The organism is Sphingomonas qomolangmaensis, from assembly GCF_024496245.1.
Classification (GTDB): domain Bacteria; phylum Pseudomonadota; class Alphaproteobacteria; order Sphingomonadales; family Sphingomonadaceae; genus Sphingomonas; species Sphingomonas qomolangmaensis.
In genome coordinates this window covers 941,881-961,599 of sequence record NZ_CP101740.1, presented here as the reverse complement: position 1 = coordinate 961,599, position 19,719 = coordinate 941,881, and the positions used below count along the sequence as shown (strand labels likewise).

Genomic DNA, 19,719 nt, shown 5'->3' with positions numbered 1-19,719 from the left:
TCACCCGGAGTGCCGCCGCTTATGGATCCTGTTTTCGCAATTTTGCTCGTGGTGGCGGCGTTGGTCGTTGGCGCGGTGCTCGGCTGGTTCCTCGGCAATCGCGGGCTCGAGAGCGTGCGCGCCGAACGCGACGCGCGCGAGGCCGAGTTCAAGAAGGCGATCACCGATCTCGCGCTGGCGTCGGACCGCGCCGAGCGCGTCGGCGTACTGGTCGCCGAAAACGAAACGCTGCGGATCGAGCGCGACAGCGCGCGGCTCGATCTGGCGACGCTCAAGGCCGACGCCCGCGCGTTCGAGGCGCGGCTCGAGGAGTTCAAGGCGGCCAAGGACGCAATGGCCAACCAGTTCGCCGACGTCGCCAACCGCTTGCTCGGCGATGCGCAAAAGGCCTTCCTTGCGCGCGCCGACGAGCGTTTCCATCAGGCGGGCGAAAACAACGAGATGAAGATCAAGGCGCTGCTCGCCCCGGTCGAACAGACGCTCAAACGCTATGAATCGGGGGTCGAGCGCGTCGAGAAGGAGCGGTCGGAAGCCTATGGCAACCTGACCGGGCTGATGGAAGCGATGCGGATCGGCCAGGAATCGGTGAAGAGCGAAGCCGCCAAGCTGGTCAACGCGCTGCGCGCCGCACCCAAGGCGCGCGGGCGCTGGGGCGAGCAGCAACTCAAGAACGTGCTCGAAACCTGCGGCCTCACCGAACACACCGATTTCCACATGGAAGTCTCGGTCGATGCCGAGGGCGGTCGGCTGCGCCCCGACGCGACGATCCGCGTTCCCGGCGATTCGCTGCTGGTGATCGACGCCAAGGTGTCGCTCAACGCCTATCAGGACGCCTATGGCGCGATCGACGAGATCGAACGCGCGCGCCACCTCACCGCGCATGTCGCCTCGATGAAGGCGCATGTGAACGCACTCGGCAGCAAGGCCTATCAGGGCCAGTTCGCCAACACCCCCGAATTCGTGATCATGTTCGTCCCCGGCGAGCATTTCGTATCGGCGGCGCTCGAGCACGAACCCGGCCTGTGGGACTTCGCCTTCGAAAAGCGCGTGCTGATCGCGACGCCGACCAATCTGATTGCGATCGCCCGCACGGTGTCGGCGGTGTGGCGGCAGGAGAAGCTTGCGGGTGAGGCGCGCGAGATCGCCAATCTGGGCCGCGAGCTCCACGCGCGGATCGTGACGATGGGCAACCATATCGCGCGGATGGGCAAGAATCTCGAAAGCGCGAACAGCGCGTACAACGCCTTCGTCGGCTCGATAGAAAGCCAGGTGATGACCTCGGCCAAGCGCTTCGAGACGCTCAACGTCGACACCGGCGACAAGGCGATCGATTCGCTGCCGATGGTGGAGAGCAGCCCGCGCCCGCTGTCGAAGCTCAAGACCGCGCTGATCGGGGCCGAGGCGGAGTAGGGGGGCAATCCTCCCCCGCCAGCGGGAGGGGGACCAGCGAAGCTGGTGGAGGTGGCAGATTACCAAGGGCCGCTCGTGTCCTCCCCCTCCGTCAGCCCTGCGGGCCGCCACCTCCCCCTGGCGGGGGAGGAACAAGTCGCTCACCGCCGCTGGTTCAGCACCTCATACGCCATCACCGCCGTCGCCACCGCGGCGTTCAAACTATCCGCCTTGCCCAGCATCGGCATCTTGACCCGCAAATCGCATTCCGCCGCATAGGCAGCGGGCAACCCCTGCGCTTCGTTCCCCGTCAGCAGGAAGGTCGGCGCGGCGTAGCGCGCTGCCTGGTAGTCGACCTCGGTATCGAGGCTGAGCGCCACCAATTGCCCCGGCCCACTCCGCAGCCACGGCAGGAACTCCCCCCACGCAGCCCGCGCGATCGGCACGGTAAACAGCGCCCCCATGCTCGCGCGCACCGCCTCGACCGAAAACGGATCGACGCACTCTTCGATCAGGATCAGTCCGCCCGCACCCACCGCGTCGGCGGTGCGCAGGATCGTCCCCAGATTGCCCGGATCGCGCAGCCGCTCGGCGACGAGCCAAAGGTCTGCGCGCGTCCGATCAAGGCTGTCGAGCGGGGTGAGGAATTCGGCGTAAACCCCTACGACCGATCCAGGGTTATCCTTTCCCGACAGCTTCGAGAGGATATCGGCATCGGTCTCGATCGCCTCGCCGCCATGCGCCTCGGTCGCCTCGACCAGCGCCACCACCAGCGGATGCTGTGCGCTGTCGGCGGCGTAGAAGACGAACTGCGGCAGGATCCCCGCCTCGCGCGCTTCGGTGAGGATCCGCAGCCCCTCGGCGAGGAACAGCCCTTCCTCGCGGCGGTGGCGCTTGTCGCGCAGCCCGCGGATACGCTTGACGAGCGGGTTGGAAAAGGCGGTGATCTGGCGGGGCATATTGTCTTTTAATCCCCCTCCCGCGTGCGGGAGGGGCTAGGGGAGGGGATGTCGGTTTCGCGTGACGCTATCAGCACATGCCCTCCCCCGACCCCTCCCGCAAGCGGGAGGGGAGGAATGACCTCAATCCTCGCCGAACCGCGCCTCGACCAGTTCGCAGAGCGCCGCCACCGCGCCCTCGGCCTGCTCGCCCTCGGCGCTGATCGTGATCGTGTCGCCCATCGCCGCGCCGAGCATCATCAGCCCCATGATCGAGGTGGCGGTGACGAATGATCCGTCCTTCTCGACGGTGATCTCGATCGGTTGCGCCGAGGCGAGCGTCACGAACTTGGCGCTCGCGCGCGCATGCAATCCGCGCCGGTTCGACACCAGCACGCTGCGCGAGACCGCGCTCAAGCCGCCGCCTCGCCCAGCACTTCGGACGCGACCGAGATATATTTGCGCCCCGCATCGCGCGCCGCCGCGACCGCTTCGGTAACCTTCATCGCCTTGCGTGCGCCGCCCAGCCGGATCAGCATCGGCAGGTTGATCCCCGCGATCACCTCGACCCGCCCGGTGTCGAGCAGCGAGATCGCCAGGTTCGAAGGGGTGCCGCCGAACAGGTCGGTCAGCAGGATCACGCCCTTGCCGTCGTCGACCTCGTCGATCGCGCGCGCGATGTCGGCGCGGCGTTCTTCCATGTCGTCGTCGGGGCCGATGCACACCGTGGCGATCCGCTCCTGCGCGCCGACGACATGCTCCATCGCGACGACGAATTCTACCGCGAGCCGCCCGTGGGTCACGAGTACCAAGCCGATCATCGAATGTTGTTCTTCCATAGCCTTCATGGCGTAACCGGGGCGATGGCGAGCGAGTCCTGCGGCGCCGACCCGAGGTCGCGATGCGTCACCGTGGGCGAAAATCCAGCTTTACGCAACTGTGACGCCATGCGTTCGGCGACATGCACCGATCGATGTCTCCCGCCGGTACAGCCAAAGGCGATGGTAACATACGCCTTTCCCTCGGCGCGGTAGCGCGGCAGCAGCAGTTCGAGCAGCGCGGCGATCGATCCGAACGCCTGAGCATAGGCCGGGTCCCCTATCACATACTCGGCGACGTCGGCATCACGCCCGGTCCCCGGGCGCAGCGTCGGCACCCAATGCGGATTGCGCAGGAATCGCATGTCGAACACCAGGTCTGCGTTGCGCGGCAGCCCGCGCGAATAGCCGAACGACAGGATCGACAGCGTCGGCTCGCCCAGGCCATCGCCCGAAAAGCCATCGCGGATCGTCTGCGCCAGCGCGTTGGCGGTCAGATCGGTGGTGTCGATCAGTCGGTTCGCCCAGTCGCGCAGCGGCGCGAGCAATTCGCGCTCGCGCGCGATTCCGTCGCTGGCGGGGCGATCCTGCGCCAGCGGGTGGCGGCGCCGCGTTTCCGAATAGCGCCGCTCGAGCTCGACCCCGCTGCAGTCGACGAACAACGTACCGACCGCAAAGCCATGGTCCTCGCTCAGCGTGCGGATTCGGCGCACGATCCGCTCGGCGTCGAAGCCGCGCGTCTGCGCACCGATCCCCAGCGCCAGCGGGCGGTCGTCCTGCTCGCTATGCGAGGGTATTTCGGTCGCGAGCAGCCGGTCGAGCAGCAACAGCGGCAGATTGTCGACGACTTCCCAGCCGAGATCCTCGAGCGTTCGCAGCGTCGTCGACTTGCCCGCCCCCGACATGCCGGTGACCAGCAGCAGGCGGCGTGGCCGCGACGCGGGGCTCATGCGCGGGTGGCCAGCAACCGACGGACTACCAGTTCGACCTTGATCGGTGCCGAAGGCTCGAGCGCGGGCAGCGCGAATTGGGGTACCGCGATGCCCGCGATCGGGCGGACGCTATCGCGCTCGGGCATCCGCTCGGGATTGGGATCGATCACGATCACCGCCGCCACCGGTGCCTCTGCAATGCAGGGCAGCTCGACCACGCCGATCCCGCGCACTTCGATCTGGCCACGGATCGTCTGCGGGGCGGCGGCGTACAGCACGCCGTCGCGGCGCAGCAGCAAGGTGTAGTCGTCGCTCACCAGCACCGCGCCGCGGTCGATCAGTCGCAGCGTCAGGTCGGACTTGCCCGCCCCCGATGGTCCCTCGATCAGCACCGCATGGCCGTCGATCGCGACGCAGGAGGCATGCAGCGTTTCGGACGATAACTGGCTCACCGCATGCTCCGCGCTCATGGGGCAGGCGGCCCCGGCAACCGTACCACGAACCGCGCGCCGCTCGCCTGATCCTCGCGCGATTCGACATGAATCGTGCCCAGATGTCCTTCGACAATCGTGCGCGCGATGGCAAGGCCGAGCCCCGAATGGCGGCCAAAGCCTTCACCCTCGGGGCGCACCGAATGGAAGCGGCGGAACACTGTCTCGCTCGCCTCGGCGGGAACCCCGGGGCCTTGATCCTCGACGCACACCACGACTGCCGCGTCGCCGGTGGTAACCGCGACGGTAACGATCCCGCGATCGGGCGAGAACGAGATAGCGTTTTCGATGAGGTTTTCGAACACGCGCTCGAGCCGCACGCCTTCGCCCTGAACCGTCAGCGCCACATCGGCGTCGCGATCGAAGCGCAGCTCCACCCCGCGCTCGATCCCGCGCGCGTGCCACCCCGCGACCATTGCCGCGAGCATCGCCCCCAGGTCGACCGGCTCGAACTTGGCGCGGCTCAGTTGCGCGTCGAGCCGCGAGGCCTCGGAAATGTCCGAGATAAGCCGGTCGAGCCGCAGCACGTCGTCGCGGACGATCGCCAGCAGCCGGCCTTGCAGGTCGGGATCTCGGACATTGCCCAGCCCCTCGACCGCCGATCGCAGCGACGCGAGCGGGTTTTTGAGCTCGTGCGCCAGATCGGCGGCGAACGCCTCGGTCGCGTCGATCCGCGCGCGCAACGCCAGGCTCATGTCCGACAGCGCACGCGCGAGCATCCCGATCTCGTCGCGGCGCGAGGGCAGGCGGGGTACCACCACTTCGCGCGCGCGCCCCAGCCGGACGCGCACCGCGGCGCGCGCCAGCAGCCGCAGCGGGCGGACGATCGTTCGCGCCAGGAACAGCGACAGCAGCACCGACACCAACGAAACGATCGCCAGCACCACCCCAAGCCGGAAGCGCTCGACCCGTACCACGCTGGTGATGTCGCGCGCGTTGACCGTCGTCAGCAGCGTGCCGCGCGACCCCAGCGGGGCGGCGGCGGTGATCACCGGGGTGCGATCGGGCGCGCGCCACAATGTCGAGGGGGCGGTGTGGTGTTGATAGGCGGCGCGCACGTCGGGCCAGTCGAAGCCGCGCGCGCGCGGGCGCTCGCGATAGAGCGGCGCGCGCGCCGCGCCGACGACGGTGTCGATCCCGGCGTCGAGCACGCGCGCCGCCTCGGTCTGCCAGCGATCCTTGTCGGGATCGCGCAGCAGGAAGTTGCGCACCCCGAGCGAGCGGCTGTCGCTGCGCTCGACCCCGTCGGCGGCAAAAGTGCGAATCCGCGTGCCCGTCTGCCGCGCGAGCCGGGTGACCAGTGCTTCCTCGTCCGACAGCCGCGTCGCCATCAGCGCCTGCGCGACCAGCCGTGCCTCGCGGCTCGCTTGTTCCATCCGGCTGTCGAGCAGCCGCAACCGGTACGAATCGAGGTAGAAGAAACCCCCCGCCAGCAGCGCCAGCGCGAAGATGTTCACGAACAGGATGCGCGGCGTGAGCGACAGCCGGCCCGACCAGCGAAGCGGAAACTCGCTCTCGTCAGTCGTCGGAAAAGCGATAGCCCGCTCCGTACAATGTCTCGATCGCGTCGAATTCGGGATCGACCTGTCGGAATTTGCGCCGCACGCGCTTGATGTGGCTGTCGATCGTCCGGTCGTCGACATAGATGTCGTCGTGATAGGCGGCATCCATCAGCTGGTTGCGCGTCTTCACGATGCCGGGCCGCTGCGCCAGCGTCTCGAGGATGAGGAACTCGGTCACCGTCAGCGTGACGTTGGCGCCCGCCCAGGTCACGCGGTGGCGCGCTGGGTCCATCGCCAGCCGCCCGCGCTCGATCACCGGCTGCGGCGGCGGCGCGGCTTCGCCATGTTCGCCGGGCACCGCGACTTCGGTGCGGCGCAGGATCGCACGGATCCGCGCGATCAACAGCCGCTGGCTGAACGGCTTGGCGATATAATCGTCGGCGCCCATCGCCAGGCCGAGTGCCTCGTCGAGCTCGTCATCCTTGCTCGTCAGGAAGATCACCGGCACCGCCGACTTCTCGCGCAGCCGCCGCAGCAGTTCGAGCCCGTCCATCTGCGGCATCTTGATGTCGAGCACGGCCAGGTCGGGGGGATTGTCGACCAGCGCCTTCAGCGCCGCCTCGCCGTCCGAATAGACGCGGGTGACGAACCCCTCGGCCTGCAGCGCGATCGAGACCGAGGTGAGGATGTTGCGATCGTCGTCGACGAGCGCGATCGATGCGGTGGTCATGCGTGGTTCCACGCGGTGGTACGGCCCATCGGTACGGCGTAGCCCAAACCCCCTCGCGGCTCAATTCCCCGCGCGGCGCGTTCAATTGACGGATAGCAGCGCAACCCATAAGCGCGCGCTAACAATATAACAGCTGCGACGAACATAGTCGTGGGAGAGGAATGATATGATAAATGAGCCGATCGCGCGCCACGATCTGGCGGCGCAGGGTATCGCTACCGACGCCGCACAGCATTGGAACCTTGGCAACGCTGCCTTGGTCGAACAGGCACTACGCCGCGGCGAGGGGCATTTGTCTGACCATGGCGCGCTGGTCGTCGAAACCGGTCGCCACACCGGGCGCTCGGCGCAGGACAAGTTCACCGTCCGCGATGCCGCCACCACCGACAGCATCTGGTGGGGCCCGAGCAACAAGCCGATGGAGCCCGATGCCTTCGCCCGGCTCAAGGCCGATTTCCTCGACCATCTGGCCGGCCAGGAAACGCTGTTCGTCCAGGATCTGTTCGGCGGATCGCAGCCCGAATATCGCGTGAACGTCCGCGTCATCAACACGCTGGCGTGGCACAACCTGTTCATCCGCACGATGCTGGTGCGGCCCGAAGCGCACGAACTCGCCGATTTCGTTCCGGGCTATACGATCATCGATCTTCCCGATTTCCGCGCCGATCCGCCGCGCCACGGTTGCCGCAGCGAGACCGTGATCGCGGTCAACATCACCGACCGGCTGATCCTGATCGGCGGCACGCGCTATGCCGGCGAGATGAAAAAGTCGGTGTTCGGGCTGCTCAACTATCTGCTCCCCGAACAGGGCGTGATGCCGATGCATTGCTCGGCCAATATCGGCCCCAAGGGCGACACCGCGGTATTTTTCGGGCTGTCGGGCACCGGCAAGACGACCTTGAGCGCCGATGCCAGCCGCACGCTGATCGGCGACGACGAACATGGCTGGTCGGATACGCATGTCTTCAATTTCGAAGGCGGCTGCTACGCCAAGACGATCCGCCTGTCGGCGCAGGCCGAGCCCGAGATCTACGCCACGACGCAGCGCTTCGGCACCGTGCTCGAAAACGTCGTGATGGACCCCGACACGCGGATCCTCGACCTCGACGACGCGACGCTCGCCGAGAACAGCCGCGCCGCCTATCCGATCGACTTCATCCCCAATGCCAGCGCCGACAATATGGGGCCGGTGCCGCGCAACATCGTGATGCTCACCGCCGATGCCTTTGGCGTGCTGCCGCCGATCGCCAGGCTAACCCCCGACCAGGCGATGTACCACTTCCTGTCGGGCTACACCGCCAAGGTCGCGGGCACCGAAATGGGCGTCACCGAGCCCGAGGCGACCTTCTCGACCTGCTTCGGCGCCCCCTTCATGCCGCGCCATCCTTCGGTCTACGGCAATCTGCTCAAGGAGCGGATCGCGCGCGGCCAGGTCGATTGCTGGCTGGTCAACACCGGCTGGACCGGCGGCAAATATGGCGTCGGCAGCCGCATGCCGATCAAGGCGACGCGCGCGCTGCTCAACGCCGCGCTCGACGGTAGCCTGAATGACGGCGACTTCCGCACCGACCCCAATTTCGGTTTCGCGGTTCCGGTATCGGTCCCCGGCGTCGACCCGGCGATCCTCGACCCGCGCGACACCTGGGCCGACAAGGCCGCCTATGACGAAACCGCCGCCAAGCTCGTCGACCTGTTCGTCGAGAACTTCGCGCCCTTCGAAGCCCATGTCGACGAAGGCGTCCGCGCCAGCGCGCCAAAGGCGGTGGTCCCGGCCTAAGCGCGCTCCGGGGGGTGACGAAGGGCGCCCCAACCGGAACCCAGCCCCGCACCCGCCGTTCCCCCGCACATGCCCGCATTCGACATCGCCGCCTGGAATATCCCCGAGCCGCTGCCCACGCTCGCGATCACTGCGCTCGCGGTCGTTGCGGCGTTGGTGCTCCACGCCATCGGCTTTCGCCTGCTGCGCCGCTTCACCTCGCGCACCCCGTCCTCGTCCGACGACGTGTTCGCCGAGGAGGCGCATCGCCCCTCGCGCTGGCTGGCCGTGGCGATCGCGCTGGCATTCGTCCGCCGCTTCGTCGATCTATCCCCCACCAGCGATGCACTGTGGAACCAGCTCGCGGGCCTCATCGTCCCCGGCATCCTCGGCTGGCTCGCGATCGCGATGGTCCGCGCGGTCGGCCGCACCGTCGAGCTCAACGCTGACATCAGCGTCGCCGACAATCTCCGCGCGCGCCGCCGCCGCACCCGCAGCGCGATCCTCGGGCGGATCGTCATCTTCCTCATCGGCTTCATCACCATCTGCCTGATGCTGCTGAGCATCCCGAGCATCCGCAACGTCGGGGTCACACTGATGGCGTCGGCGGGCATCGCCGGCCTCGCGGTCGGTGCCGCGGCGCAGCCCGCGCTCAAGAACCTCATCGCAGGCATCCAGATGGCCTTCACCGAACCGATCCGGATCGACGACGTCGTGATCGTCGACGGCGAATGGGGCAGGGTCGAGGAAATCCGCCTCACCTATGTCGTCATCGCGATCTGGGACGAGCGGCGGCTAGTGGTGCCCGTCTCGAAATTCCTCGAGGAATCGTTCCAGAACTGGACGCGCAACACCTCGAAGCTCCTGGGATCGGTATTCCTCTGGCTCGACCCCGCCACCGACATCCCCCGCCTGCGCGCCAAGGCCGAGCAAGTCATCGCTGCCAACCCGCGCTGGGACGGCCGCGCGCAGGGGCTGCAGGTAACCGACAGCAAGCCCGACGCGATCGAAGTCCGCATCCTCGCCACCGCCAAGGACGCCGGCACCACCTTCGACCTGCGCTGCGACATCCGCGAGGCGCTGCTGGCGTTCGTCCGCGACGAAATGCCCGAAGCGCTGCCGAGAACGCGCGCGCTGGTCGAGCCGATTTCGCCCCGCCCGGAACGGTGAGGGCAACGACCGACCGCCCCGATACCTCCCCTCCCTGGAAGGGAGGGGGCGGGGGTGGGTAGGTTCGAGGCACCCGGAACGCCCGCCACGCGCCGACCCACCCCCAACCCCTCCCTTCCAGGGAGGGGAGAAGCGGCAATCACCCCCGCCGCGTCACCATCCACCGGTCGATATTCCCCGCCAGCACCGTCAGCGGCACCCCGCCGCCGCCGACCACCGCATCGTTGAACGCCTTGAAGTCATAGCGCGTACCCAGATCGGCCTGCGCCTTGGTCCGCAGCCGGTTGATCTCGCTATGCCCGATCTTGTAGCCGCAGGCCTGGCCCGGCCACGCGCAATAGCGATCGACCTCGCTGGTCACTTCGCCCACCGACGATCCGTTGGTCCGTGCGAACCAGTCGATCGCATAGTCGCGTGTCCAGCGCTTGGTATGCAGCCCGGTATCGACCACCAGCCGGCACGCGCGGAACGCGATCGATTGCAGATAGCCCAGCCGCCCGACGGGATCGTCGTCATACACCCCCAATTCGTTGCCCAGTTGCTCGGCATACAGCGCCCAGCCTTCGCCCATCGCGCTGAACCCCATCAGCGAGCGCAGCAGCGGCAGCTTCTGCGCATATTCGCCCTGCCACACATGGCCGGGGATCGATTCGTGGAAGGTCAGCGTCGGCAGGCTGTATTTGGTGTGGAGCGCGGGGTCTTTCAGGTTGATCCAGAAACGCCCCGGCACCGATCCGTCGATCGTCCCCGCGCCGCCATAAGCGAGCGGCGCGCCTTCCTGCTCGGCGATCGCGATCCTTTTGACCTCGACGATCCCCTTCACCGGCGCGCCGAACGCGCGGGGCAGGCGGGTGCGGACATCGGCGATCGTCGCCTGGATCATCGCCATGATTTCCGCGCGTCCTGCGTCCCCCGCGGCGAACTGGAAGCGCGGGTCCTTGCCTAGCCCCGTCATCCGCTCGCCGACGCTGCCGTTGGTATAGCCAAGCGTTTTGAGGATGCCGTCCATCTCGCCCTGCAGACTTTTGAGCTCCTCCTGGCCCATCGCGTGAACTTCTTCCGGGGTCATCCGCGTCGTGGTCGCCGCGCGCAGCGTCCAGGCGTAATAATCGGGGCCGTCCTTGAACTTCCATACCCCGGCATCGGCATTGGCCGCCTTGCGATGCAGCTCGAGCTCGGCGATCTGGCGATCGAGCGCAGGCGCGACGTCGGCGGTTGCGATCTTCTCGGCGCGCGCCCCCCAGTCGCCGGGGATCGTCTTGGTGCGCCGTGCGAGCGACTCGACGATCAGCCAGTCCTTCGCCGGCCCCTCGCGCGTCATCTTGATCGAAGCCAGCGTCTTGTCCATCAGCACGTCCGACGCGATCACCCCGCGGCCCCGCGCATCGCGCAGCCGCTCGGTCTCGCCATCCAGATTGTCGGCGAACGCCGCCAGCCGCGACAGATAGGCGTCGGCATCGGCCTTGGTCGCGACCTTGTGCGTCGCGTCGAGGAACTTGGGCACGTCGAGATACGCGCCCATATTTTGCGCAACGACATAGGGTCCGTTGCGCCACCCGCCGACCGCCACCGCGCCGTAAGGAAAGGCGAAGCCGTCGATCGCGGTCGCATAGGCGGTGGTCGCCACCTCGATATCGGTCCGGATCCCCGGCGACAGCGCCGCGGTATCGACCGCGCGCAGACGGTCGAGCGCGCTCTTCGTCCACGCCGCGCTATGCAGCCTCCCCGCGCTCGATCGATCCGACGAGCGTGCCTTGAGCCCCGCGCGCGCGCCGGTGTCGATGCCAAGCCCCGTCGCGCTCTCGGGCGAGCGCAGCAGATATTCCTCGGCGATCGCGTCCATCAGCGCCTGTGCGCGTACGTCCGCGCTGGCTTGCGCGGCGCGCAGCGGCAAGGCGGTGAGCGCGGCGCTCGCGCCGGTCGCGAGCAATAATTGGCGGCGGTCGAGATTCATGCAGTCACTCCAGGACGATCGGTTCGATGATGAGGGTGGTATTCTGGACGCCGACGACGCGTGCGATCGCGCCCACCGGCAGCACCGGGCCGCGCGAGGGCCATTCGCCATCGGCGACGCGCACCCGTCCGCTGCCATCGGCACCCGACGACACGACGGTCACCGTCGCGCCGAGCATCCGCGCGCCGACATCGTTGAGCAAAGGATCGGCGCTGTCGGGTGAATAGTCGCGATACCAGCGCCGCCCGATCGCGATCGTCACCGCGCTCCACGCGGCAAGGCTCGCCAATTGGCCAGCCAGCGGCAGGTCGGGAAATAGCAGCACGAAGGCCCCGGTGATCGCCGCGGCGATCGCGACGAAGACCAGGAACACCCCGGGCACCAGCAGCTCGACCCCCGCCAGCAGCGCCCCGGCGGCGATCCACCACAGCCCCGGATTGTCCCAGTCCATTTGGGCTCAGTCTTCCGCCGCTTCGATCCGCGGGCGCGGCGGCGGGGCAGGGGGCGACGACGCACCGCCGACGATCTCCTTCGCCAGCTCGCCGATCCCGCCCAGCGTCCCCATCAATTGCGTCGCCTCGACCGGGAACAGGATCGTCTTGGCATTGGGGCTGGTCGCGAACTTGCCGATCGCCTCGACATATTTCTGCGCGATGAAATAGTTGAGCGATTGCGGGCTGCCCTGTTCGATGGCGATCGAGACCAATTCGGTCGCCTTGGCCTCGGCCTCGGCGGCGCGCTCGCGCGCTTCGGCATCGCGGAACGCCGATTCCTTGCGCCCCTCGGCCTCGAGGATGCGTGCCTGTTTCTGTCCCTCGGCGCGCAGGATTTCGCTCGCGCGCGTGCCTTCGGCCTCGAGGATGTTGGCGCGCTTCTCGCGCTCGGCCTTCATCTGGCGGCCCATCGCGTTGACGATGTCGGCGGGCGGGCGGATGTCCTTGATCTCGACGCGGGTGATCTTCACCCCCCACGGCGTCGTCGCCTGGTCGACCACGCTCAACAGCCGCGCGTTGATCTCGTCGCGCTTCGAAAGCGTCTCGTCGAGGTCCATCGATCCCATCACGGTGCGCAGGTTCGTCGTCGTCAGCTGCATCAGCGCCATGTACAGGTCCGACACCTCATACGCCGCCTTGGGCGCGTCGAGCACCTGGAAGAACACCACCCCGTCGGTCGAGATCATCGCATTGTCGCGGGTGATGATTTCCTGCCCCGGAATGTCGATCACCTGCTCCATCATGTTCACCTTGCGGCCGACGCGATAGAAGAAGGCGGGATACAGGTTGAACCCCGGCCGCGCGACGGTGGTGAAGCGCCCGAAATGCTCGATCGTATAGTTATAGCCCTGGCGGACGATCTTGATGCTCGCGAACAGATACGCCAGCACCAGTGCGACGATCACCGTCAACAGCCCTGCAATCACATCCATGCCGCCATCCCCGCTTGCCCGTTGCGGCGATGCTAGCAGGATCGCCGCGTCAGGCCAGCACAACCGGCCCAGCACCACCACCGGCACGCCACGCGCCCCCTAGCGCCAGCGCCCCCCCTTGGTTACATGGGCCGCCAACCTCTCCCCCGCGCAGGATTCGGCACCTCATGGACATTCCCCTCGGCCTCACCTTCGACGACGTCCTGCTGTACCCGGGGGCGTCGGACGTGGTGCCGAGCCAGGCCGATGCCCGCACCCGCGTTTCGCGCGAACTCAGCCTCAACATCCCGATCCTGTCGTCGGCGATGGATACCGTCACCGAATCGGACATGGCGATCGTCATGGCGCAGCTTGGCGGCATCGGCGTGCTCCACCGCAATCTGTCGGTCGCCGAACAGGTCGCGGCGGTGCGCCAGGTCAAGCGCTTCGAGAGCGGCATGGTCGTCAACCCGATCACCATCCACCCGCAGGCCCCACTCGCCGAAGCGCGCGCGCTGATGCAGCGCCACAAGATCAGCGGCATCCCGGTGGTCGAGGCCTCGGGCAAGCTCGTCGGCATCCTCACCAACCGCGACGTCCGCTTCGCCGAGAACCCCGCGCAGCCCGTCGCCGAGCTGATGACGCGCGACAACCTCGCCACCGTCTCGACCGCGGTGTCGCAGGAGGAAGCGCGCCGGCTGCTCCATCATCGCCGGATCGAGAAACTGCTGGTGGTCGACGACGCCTATCGCTGCGTCGGCCTCATCACCGTCAAGGACATCGAAAAGGCGGTGCTCTACCCCGACGCCACCAAGGACCGCACCGGCCGCCTGTGCGTCGCCGCCGCGACCACCGTCGGCGACAAGGGCTTCGACCGCACCGAACAGCTCGTCGATGCCGAGGTCGACCTGATCGTCATCGACACCGCGCATGGCCATAACCGCGACGTCGCGCGCGCGGTCGAGCGCGTCAAGAAGCTCTCGAACTCGGTCCAGGTCGTCGCGGGCAACGTCGCCACCGCCGAAGCCACCCGCGCGCTCATCGACGCCGGCGCCGACGGGATCAAGGTCGGCATCGGCCCCGGATCGATCTGCACCACCCGCGTCGTCGCCGGCGTCGGCGTGCCACAGCTCACCGCGGTCATGGAAAGCGCGCGCGAGGCGGCCAAGTCGGGCGTTCCCGTCATCGCCGATGGCGGCATCCGCACCTCGGGCGACATCGCCAAGGCGCTCGCCGCCGGCGCATCGACCGTCATGGTCGGCTCGCTGCTCGCGGGCACCGAGGAAGCCCCCGGCGAAACCTTCCTCTACCAGGGCCGCGCCTATAAATCCTATCGCGGCATGGGCAGCGTCGGCGCGATGGCGCGCGGCTCGGCCGACCGCTATTTCCAGCAGGACATCAAGGATCAGCTGAAGCTCGTCCCCGAGGGGATCGAGGGCCAGGTGCCCTACAAGGGCCCCGCGCGCGACGTGATCCACCAGCTGGTCGGCGGGGTGAAGGCGGCGATGGGCTATACCGGCGCCGCGACGCTCGAGGAGCTGCGCGAAAAGGCGCGTTTCGTGCGGATCACCGGCGCGGGCCTGCGCGAAAGCCATGTTCACGACGTCACGATCACCCGCGAGGCCCCGAACTACCCGACGCGGTAAGGCCTCCGGCTAAAGGTTGCCCACACCCCTCAACCGCTCGTGCTGAGCTTGTCGAAGCACTGTCCTTCTTCTGTGACCCGCGCGCAAAAGAAAAACGGTGCTTCGACAGGCTCAGCACGAACGGACTAGGGTTAGTCCCTGGACCTCACCCCGCCGGCTCGACCCGCGGCGCGAGCCAGCGCATCGTCACCGCGCCATTGCCCGATCCCACCTGCTCGGCGGCCACCCCCGCCTCGGTCAGCGCCGCCACCACCATATCGGCCTGCGCCCCCGATACCCCGATCGGCAGCTGCAGCCGCCGCGCCGCCCAGATCGCGGTGGCGATCGCGCGGCTACCCTCGGCATCGGGCGCGTCCTCACCGAAGCTGACGCCCCCCGGCACCGCGGGCGGCGGCACCAGCTCGACCGTCCAGCCCTCCGCCGCCCCCGCCACCCGCGCCTCGAGCGCGCGATACACTTCGAGCCCCGCGCCCGGCAGCGGCGTCGCGGTCACCACCGCGCGGCGATGGTCGCGGTCGACCAGCACCCGGTCGGTCGGCACCCCCGCCACCAGCGACAATTGCTCGCCGATCTGCGTCACCGCGCGCGCCTCGCGGGTGGCGCGCTCGCTCGCCTGCGCGCGCGCCAGCTGCGTCGCCTCGGCATCGCCCACCCCGACGCGGAACTGCTCGATCGTCAGCCCCACCGGCCGCCCCAGCGTCGCCTCGAGCTTCGCCTTCACGCTTCGCTCGGCCTGCGCGACGAAGCTCGGCGTCAGCACCGTCGCATCGACGCGCACCGGCTCGGCGGTATAGTCGATCTCGAGCTGGCTCACCCGCGCATTGTCGCCGAATTGCTGCGACACGATGTCGCGCGCCTGGCGCGAGGCATTGGTCTCCCACGCGATCTGGCGCAGCGTCAGCCCCAGCGGCACCGCCAGCGCCGCGAACACCGCCAGCATCGCCGCGGTCTGGAACAATGTCTGCCGCGGCGACAGCCTGGGGCCGAAGCCGTATAGCCGCGCCATGATCGCCGCCGACAGCGCGATCACCATGAAGTTGGTGAAGAACAGCAGCAGCGCGCCGAAGAACACCGTCCAGTTCGCGGTCGCGAGGCCAAAGCCGACGGTCGCCAGCGGCGGCATCAGCGCGGTGGCGATCGCCACCCCGACGATCGCGCCCTCGCGCCCGCGGATCATCGCATAGGCCCCCGCCAGCCCCGAAAACAGCGCCACCAGCAGGTCGAACAAATTGGGCCGGGTGCGCGCGGCCAGCTCGCTGGTAACCGTCTGCAGCGGCGACATCGACACGATCGCCGCGCAGAACAGGATCGCCATGATCGTGCCCAGCACCATCGCGACCAGCGCGCGCCGGATCTCGACCGCGTCGAACAGCGCGACGCCGAAGCCCAGCCCGATGATCGGCCCCATCAGCGGCGAGATCAGCATCGCGCCGATGATCACCGCGGGCGAGGACAGCAACAGCCCCAGCACCGCGATCCCCGCCGACATCAGGATCATGAAGGCATAGCGCCCGTCGAACGCCTCCTCGTCCTCCACCTTCTCCACCACCGATCGGTGATCGACGCTGGTGATGACGTGGTTGCGCCACCAATGGAGGAGCGGATGCGGGTCGGCGGCTTCGGTGGTCATGGGGGAGGGGGTAATGCGGAAGGCGGGGGAGGGCTAGGGGGGGAGGGGGCCCCGCACTTAGGCAGTAGGGCCCTATCCTTGAGCGCCGAGCATATCATGGTCGATTAACCGCCTAGGCCTTGCTTGTCCTCCGAATTTGGCAATGGCACGTTTACTCCTCTCAGTGCATGGTATCACGATGAGTACGGTGAACCCCGATATCCTTAAATGGGCGCGCGTGACCGCTGGGCTTGATTTGGAAACTGCTGCCCGCAAAATATCGCTAGGCGACGCGCGGGGCACTTCTGGGGCCGATCGTTTAGCTGCGTTGGAGGCAGGGGAAAACGCCGCAAGCCCGGCGTTGTTGAAGCGGATGGCGCGGCAGTATCATCGCCCTCTGCTAACATTTTATATGGCCGAGGCGCCCGCTCCTGCCGACATCGGCGAGGACTATCGAACGTTACCGGATCGTGGCGATCCGTCTAACGTTTTGCTTTCTACCCTTTTGCGCGATGTAAAAGCTCGGCAGGCGCTCGTTCGGGAAGCTTTAGAGGACGACGAAGAATACAATCCTATTGATCTCGTCGGTTTAGAAGCGGGCGTGCGAGATCCGAGTCAGTTGGCGCGCGCTATTAAGCAATCTATCGCTTTTGATCGTGACACATTCCGCAACAAATCGTCGATCGATGAGGCTTTTTCCTACCTACGGAACCTGATTGAAGCGAAAGGGATATTTGTTCTCCTGGCAGGCGATTGCGGTCATTGGTCGACAGCAATCGATGTCAGTATTTTTCGTGGTTTTGCTATAGCAGATGCGCTCGCGCCGTTCATAGTGGTCAACGACCAAGACGCTAAATCCGCTTGGTCGTTTACGTTGCTCCACGAGCTCGCTCACCTTTTGATTGGTGAAGGAGGAATCAGCGGCGGCTTACCTCAGGGAGGCGTTGAACGCCTTTGCAACGACGCGGCGGCAGCTACGCTGATATCGATGGTGGAGATTGAGCGCTTACAAATTACTGGCGATAGTGATGATGTAAGTGAAATTCGCGCTTTAGCGAACCGCGCTAAGGTCAGCAGGTCGATGATAGCATATCAACTTTATCGTGGAGGCCGGATTTCCACCGCCCAATGGGAAGGTTTACGCGACGAGTTTCGGGGCGACTGGCTTGCACACAAGGCAAGGGAAAAAGAGCGTAGTCGACAGACAGAAGGCGGCCCGAACTGGTATGTCGTCCGCCGACATCGCTTAGGTGCCGCGCTACTCGCCGTTGCCCGCCAAGGAATGGCTGATGGCTCGCTCACTCCGACCCGCGCGGCAAGGATGCTCGGAGTCAAACCAATGAATATATACCCACTTTTGGCGGGCCCACCGAGAGCCTTCGCCTGATGTTGTATCTTCTCGATGCAAATGCACTCATAACGGCGCATAACACATGGTACGGACTCAACCGGGTGCCAGAATTTTGGAAGTGGCTTCACTATCACGGGGCTATGAGTTCCCTGAAGATGCCAGCCGAAATTTACTCGGAGGTCGAGAGCGGGAATGATGAGCTAGCAGCTTGGATGAAGCAGTCTGAGACCAAACGTACTTTGCTACTGGACGAGGAGATTGACGCGCGCAATGTTCAAACTGTTCTCGCCCAATATGGTAAAACTCTGACCGAGGCCGATTTGATTACGATTGGGCAAGACCCATTCCTTATCGCTGCGGGTCTTGGGCACTCTGATAGGTGTATCGTGACGGCGGAAGTTTCCAAGCCTACAAGAAGCGGACCTCGTCGCCATGTTCCAGACGTTTGCAACGACTGTCAGATCAGATGGATACATCCTATCAAACTGATTGCGGACCTCAACTTCTCTACCACCTGGGATGACTTCGACAAGCTGCTATAATGGCGACGCCGGGGTATTGTCGGCACAACAGTGAAACGGGGCAAATGATCCCCGCCCTGCCTCAACCCCCAACCCCCTGTCCTACAAGCCCCCATTCGGCTACGCCCGAACCCATGCACCCCCTCCACACCCGCACCACGACCACCCCGTCGAACCCGCCCCACCATACCCCGCGCGCGCGAAGCCGCGCCGCCATCCGCACCCCCCGCCACCACCCGGAAGGGGCGAATCCGGGGGGTACGTACTGTAGCTTTTGTAGCCTTCCGACCCTTTCGGGCCGCCCCGCATGACGCCGCCGGCACGCGTCCAGGCCGCGATCGACCTGCTCGACCTCATCATCGCCGCGGCGCGCGAGGGCGGGGCGGCGGCCGATACGATCATCGCGCGCGGATTCGCCGCGCGGCGCTATGCCGGGTCGAAGGATCGGCGCGCGGTGCGCAACCTGGTCTATGACGCGATCCGGCTGTGCGGCGAGCTGCCGCGCGACGGGCGCGCGGCGATGCTCGCGCTGGCGCAGCGCCTCCCCGGCGTCGCCGCGGCGTTCGACGGGTCCACCTACGGCCCGCCCGCGATCAACCCCAATGAAAAGGCCGCCGTCCCCGGCGTCGCCCCCGCCTGGCTGGTCACCGCGCTCGCCGCGTCAGGGCTGGGCGAGGCCGAGCAGGAAGCGTTGCTCGAACGCGCGCCGCTCGACATCCGCGTCAACCGGCTGCTCGCCGCGCGCGACGATATCGCGATCGAGGGTGCGCAGCCGCTCGCCTTCGCCCCCGATGCGCTGCGGCTGCCCCCCGATACCTCGGTCGACAAGCATCCCGCCTATGATTCGGGGCTGATCGAGGTGCAGGATGCCGGCAGCCAGCTGGTGACGCTCGCCTGCGGCGTCGCGCCGGGGATGCGCGTGATCGATCTGTGCGCGGGGGCAGGGGGCAAGACGCTCGCGCTCGCCGCGGCGATGGCGAACCAGGGCGATCTGCTCGCCACCGATACCGATCGCGGGCGGCTGCAACGCCTGCCGCCGCGCGCCGAGCGCGCCGGGGTGACGATCGCGCGCACCTTGCTGCTCAATCCGGGGCATGAGGCAGAGATGCTCGCCGACGAGACCGCACGCGCCGATGTCGTGCTGATCGATGCGCCCTGTTCGGGCACCGGCACCTGGCGCCGCAATCCCGAGGCGCGCTGGCGGCTCACCGCCGATCGGCTGACCAAGCTCGAGGCGACGCAGGCACGCCTGCTCGATCTCGCGGCAACCTTGGTGCGGCCCGGCGGCGCGGTGGTGTATGTCGTCTGCTCGCTGCTCGATGCCGAGGGCGCCGACCAGGCCGCCGCCTTCCTCGAACGCCATCCCGGCTGGCAGGCGGCGGCGATCGACCTGCCCGCGGGCACCCGCCACGGCGCGGGGATGCGGCTGACGCCGGCATCGGATTCGACCGACGGCTTTTTTGTCGCGATGCTGCGCACCACATGATAGCCAGCTAGCTGTGTCTGT

The 19,719-nt window shown here is 67.0% G+C and carries 18 protein-coding genes; 7 read left to right on the top strand and 11 right to left on the bottom strand.

Features of this window, described 5'->3' with window-relative positions; translation table 11 throughout:
* Window positions 1-21: 21 nt before the first annotated feature.
* Entirely contained in the window at window positions 22-1,410 is a 1,389-nt protein-coding gene (gene rmuC, locus NMP03_RS04615) for a DNA recombination protein RmuC (RefSeq protein WP_256507353.1), read from the top strand.
* A 140-nt stretch (window positions 1,411-1,550) separates the two neighbouring features.
* Here rmuC and NMP03_RS04610 read toward each other — a convergent pair whose 3' ends face one another.
* The 7 genes from NMP03_RS04610 to NMP03_RS04580 all read right to left on the bottom strand — a co-directional run bounded on the left by NMP03_RS04610 (window position 1,551) and on the right by NMP03_RS04580 (window position 6,800).
* Complete coding sequence (locus NMP03_RS04610; protein WP_256507352.1) at window positions 1,551-2,348, bottom strand: TrmH family RNA methyltransferase; 798 nt, start codon at window positions 2,346-2,348, stop codon at window positions 1,551-1,553.
* A 123-nt stretch (window positions 2,349-2,471) separates the two neighbouring features.
* Complete coding sequence (locus NMP03_RS04605) at window positions 2,472-2,744, bottom strand: HPr family phosphocarrier protein (RefSeq protein ID WP_256507351.1); 273 nt, start codon at window positions 2,742-2,744, stop codon at window positions 2,472-2,474.
* A complete protein-coding gene (locus NMP03_RS04600; RefSeq protein ID WP_256508007.1) occupies window positions 2,741-3,148 on the bottom strand; it encodes a PTS sugar transporter subunit IIA in 408 nt (135 codons plus the stop codon). The genes NMP03_RS04605 and NMP03_RS04600 overlap by 4 nt, the downstream gene beginning before the upstream one ends.
* Before the next feature lie 23 nt (window positions 3,149-3,171).
* Window positions 3,172-4,095, bottom strand: a complete 924-nt coding sequence (gene rapZ / locus NMP03_RS04595; RefSeq protein WP_256507350.1) for an RNase adapter RapZ — start codon at window positions 4,093-4,095, stop codon at window positions 3,172-3,174.
* On the bottom strand, window positions 4,092-4,547 hold the full coding sequence (locus NMP03_RS04590) for an HPr kinase/phosphorylase (protein ID WP_256507349.1): 456 nt from the start codon (window positions 4,545-4,547) through the stop codon (window positions 4,092-4,094). The genes rapZ and NMP03_RS04590 overlap by 4 nt, the downstream gene beginning before the upstream one ends.
* Complete coding sequence (locus NMP03_RS04585; RefSeq protein WP_256508006.1) at window positions 4,544-6,106, bottom strand: ATP-binding protein; 1,563 nt, start codon at window positions 6,104-6,106, stop codon at window positions 4,544-4,546. Before NMP03_RS04585 ends, NMP03_RS04590 begins: the two co-directional genes overlap by 4 nt.
* Window positions 6,087-6,800: a response regulator transcription factor gene (locus NMP03_RS04580; protein WP_256507348.1), complete on the bottom strand. Its 714-nt coding sequence runs from the start codon at window positions 6,798-6,800 to the stop codon at window positions 6,087-6,089. The genes NMP03_RS04585 and NMP03_RS04580 overlap by 20 nt, the downstream gene beginning before the upstream one ends.
* Before the next feature lie 166 nt (window positions 6,801-6,966).
* Here NMP03_RS04580 and NMP03_RS04575 point away from each other — a divergent pair, with 166 nt between their 5' ends.
* On the top strand, window positions 6,967-8,577 hold the full coding sequence (locus NMP03_RS04575; protein ID WP_256507347.1) for a phosphoenolpyruvate carboxykinase: 1,611 nt from the start codon (window positions 6,967-6,969) through the stop codon (window positions 8,575-8,577).
* A 69-nt stretch (window positions 8,578-8,646) separates the two neighbouring features.
* A complete protein-coding gene (locus NMP03_RS04570) occupies window positions 8,647-9,726 on the top strand; it encodes a mechanosensitive ion channel family protein (RefSeq protein WP_256507346.1) in 1,080 nt (359 codons plus the stop codon).
* 139 nt (window positions 9,727-9,865) lie between these two features.
* Here NMP03_RS04570 and NMP03_RS04565 read toward each other — a convergent pair whose 3' ends face one another.
* Genes NMP03_RS04565 through NMP03_RS04555 form a run of 3 tightly spaced genes read right to left on the bottom strand, consistent with a single transcriptional unit; the run spans window position 9,866 to window position 13,106 of the window.
* Window positions 9,866-11,680: a DUF885 domain-containing protein gene (locus tag NMP03_RS04565; protein ID WP_256507345.1), complete on the bottom strand. Its 1,815-nt coding sequence runs from the start codon at window positions 11,678-11,680 to the stop codon at window positions 9,866-9,868.
* Between the two features lie 4 nt (window positions 11,681-11,684).
* The gene (locus NMP03_RS04560; protein ID WP_256507344.1) at window positions 11,685-12,131 is read right to left on the bottom strand and encodes an NfeD family protein; all 447 of its coding nucleotides are present in this window, start codon (window positions 12,129-12,131) and stop codon (window positions 11,685-11,687) included.
* 6 nt (window positions 12,132-12,137) lie between these two features.
* Window positions 12,138-13,106 carry an SPFH domain-containing protein gene (locus tag NMP03_RS04555; RefSeq protein ID WP_256507343.1) on the bottom strand — a complete coding sequence of 323 codons (969 nt, stop codon included), beginning with the start codon at window positions 13,104-13,106 and terminating at the stop codon, window positions 12,138-12,140.
* Window positions 13,107-13,273: 167 nt separating this feature from the next.
* On the opposite strand from NMP03_RS04555, the gene guaB reads away from it, so the two are divergent.
* Window positions 13,274-14,731: an IMP dehydrogenase gene (guaB, locus tag NMP03_RS04550; RefSeq protein ID WP_256507342.1), complete on the top strand. Its 1,458-nt coding sequence runs from the start codon at window positions 13,274-13,276 to the stop codon at window positions 14,729-14,731.
* A 145-nt stretch (window positions 14,732-14,876) separates the two neighbouring features.
* Here guaB and NMP03_RS04545 read toward each other — a convergent pair whose 3' ends face one another.
* Window positions 14,877-16,361, bottom strand: coding sequence for a DUF389 domain-containing protein (locus NMP03_RS04545; protein WP_256507341.1), 1,485 nt, complete (start codon window positions 16,359-16,361; stop codon window positions 14,877-14,879).
* 178 nt (window positions 16,362-16,539) lie between these two features.
* Between NMP03_RS04545 and NMP03_RS04540 the strand changes: the two genes are divergently transcribed.
* The 3 genes from NMP03_RS04540 to NMP03_RS04530 all read left to right on the top strand — a co-directional run bounded on the left by NMP03_RS04540 (window position 16,540) and on the right by NMP03_RS04530 (window position 19,698).
* Window positions 16,540-17,727 carry an ImmA/IrrE family metallo-endopeptidase gene (locus NMP03_RS04540; protein WP_256507340.1) on the top strand — a complete coding sequence of 396 codons (1,188 nt, stop codon included), beginning with the start codon at window positions 16,540-16,542 and terminating at the stop codon, window positions 17,725-17,727.
* The gene (locus NMP03_RS04535) at window positions 17,727-18,233 is read left to right on the top strand and encodes a DUF4411 family protein (protein ID WP_256507339.1); all 507 of its coding nucleotides are present in this window, start codon (window positions 17,727-17,729) and stop codon (window positions 18,231-18,233) included. Before NMP03_RS04540 ends, NMP03_RS04535 begins: the two co-directional genes overlap by 1 nt.
* A gap of 286 nt (window positions 18,234-18,519) precedes the next feature.
* Entirely contained in the window at window positions 18,520-19,698 is a 1,179-nt protein-coding gene (locus tag NMP03_RS04530; RefSeq protein WP_256507338.1) for an RsmB/NOP family class I SAM-dependent RNA methyltransferase, read from the top strand.
* The last annotated feature ends 21 nt before the right edge of the window (window positions 19,699-19,719 follow it).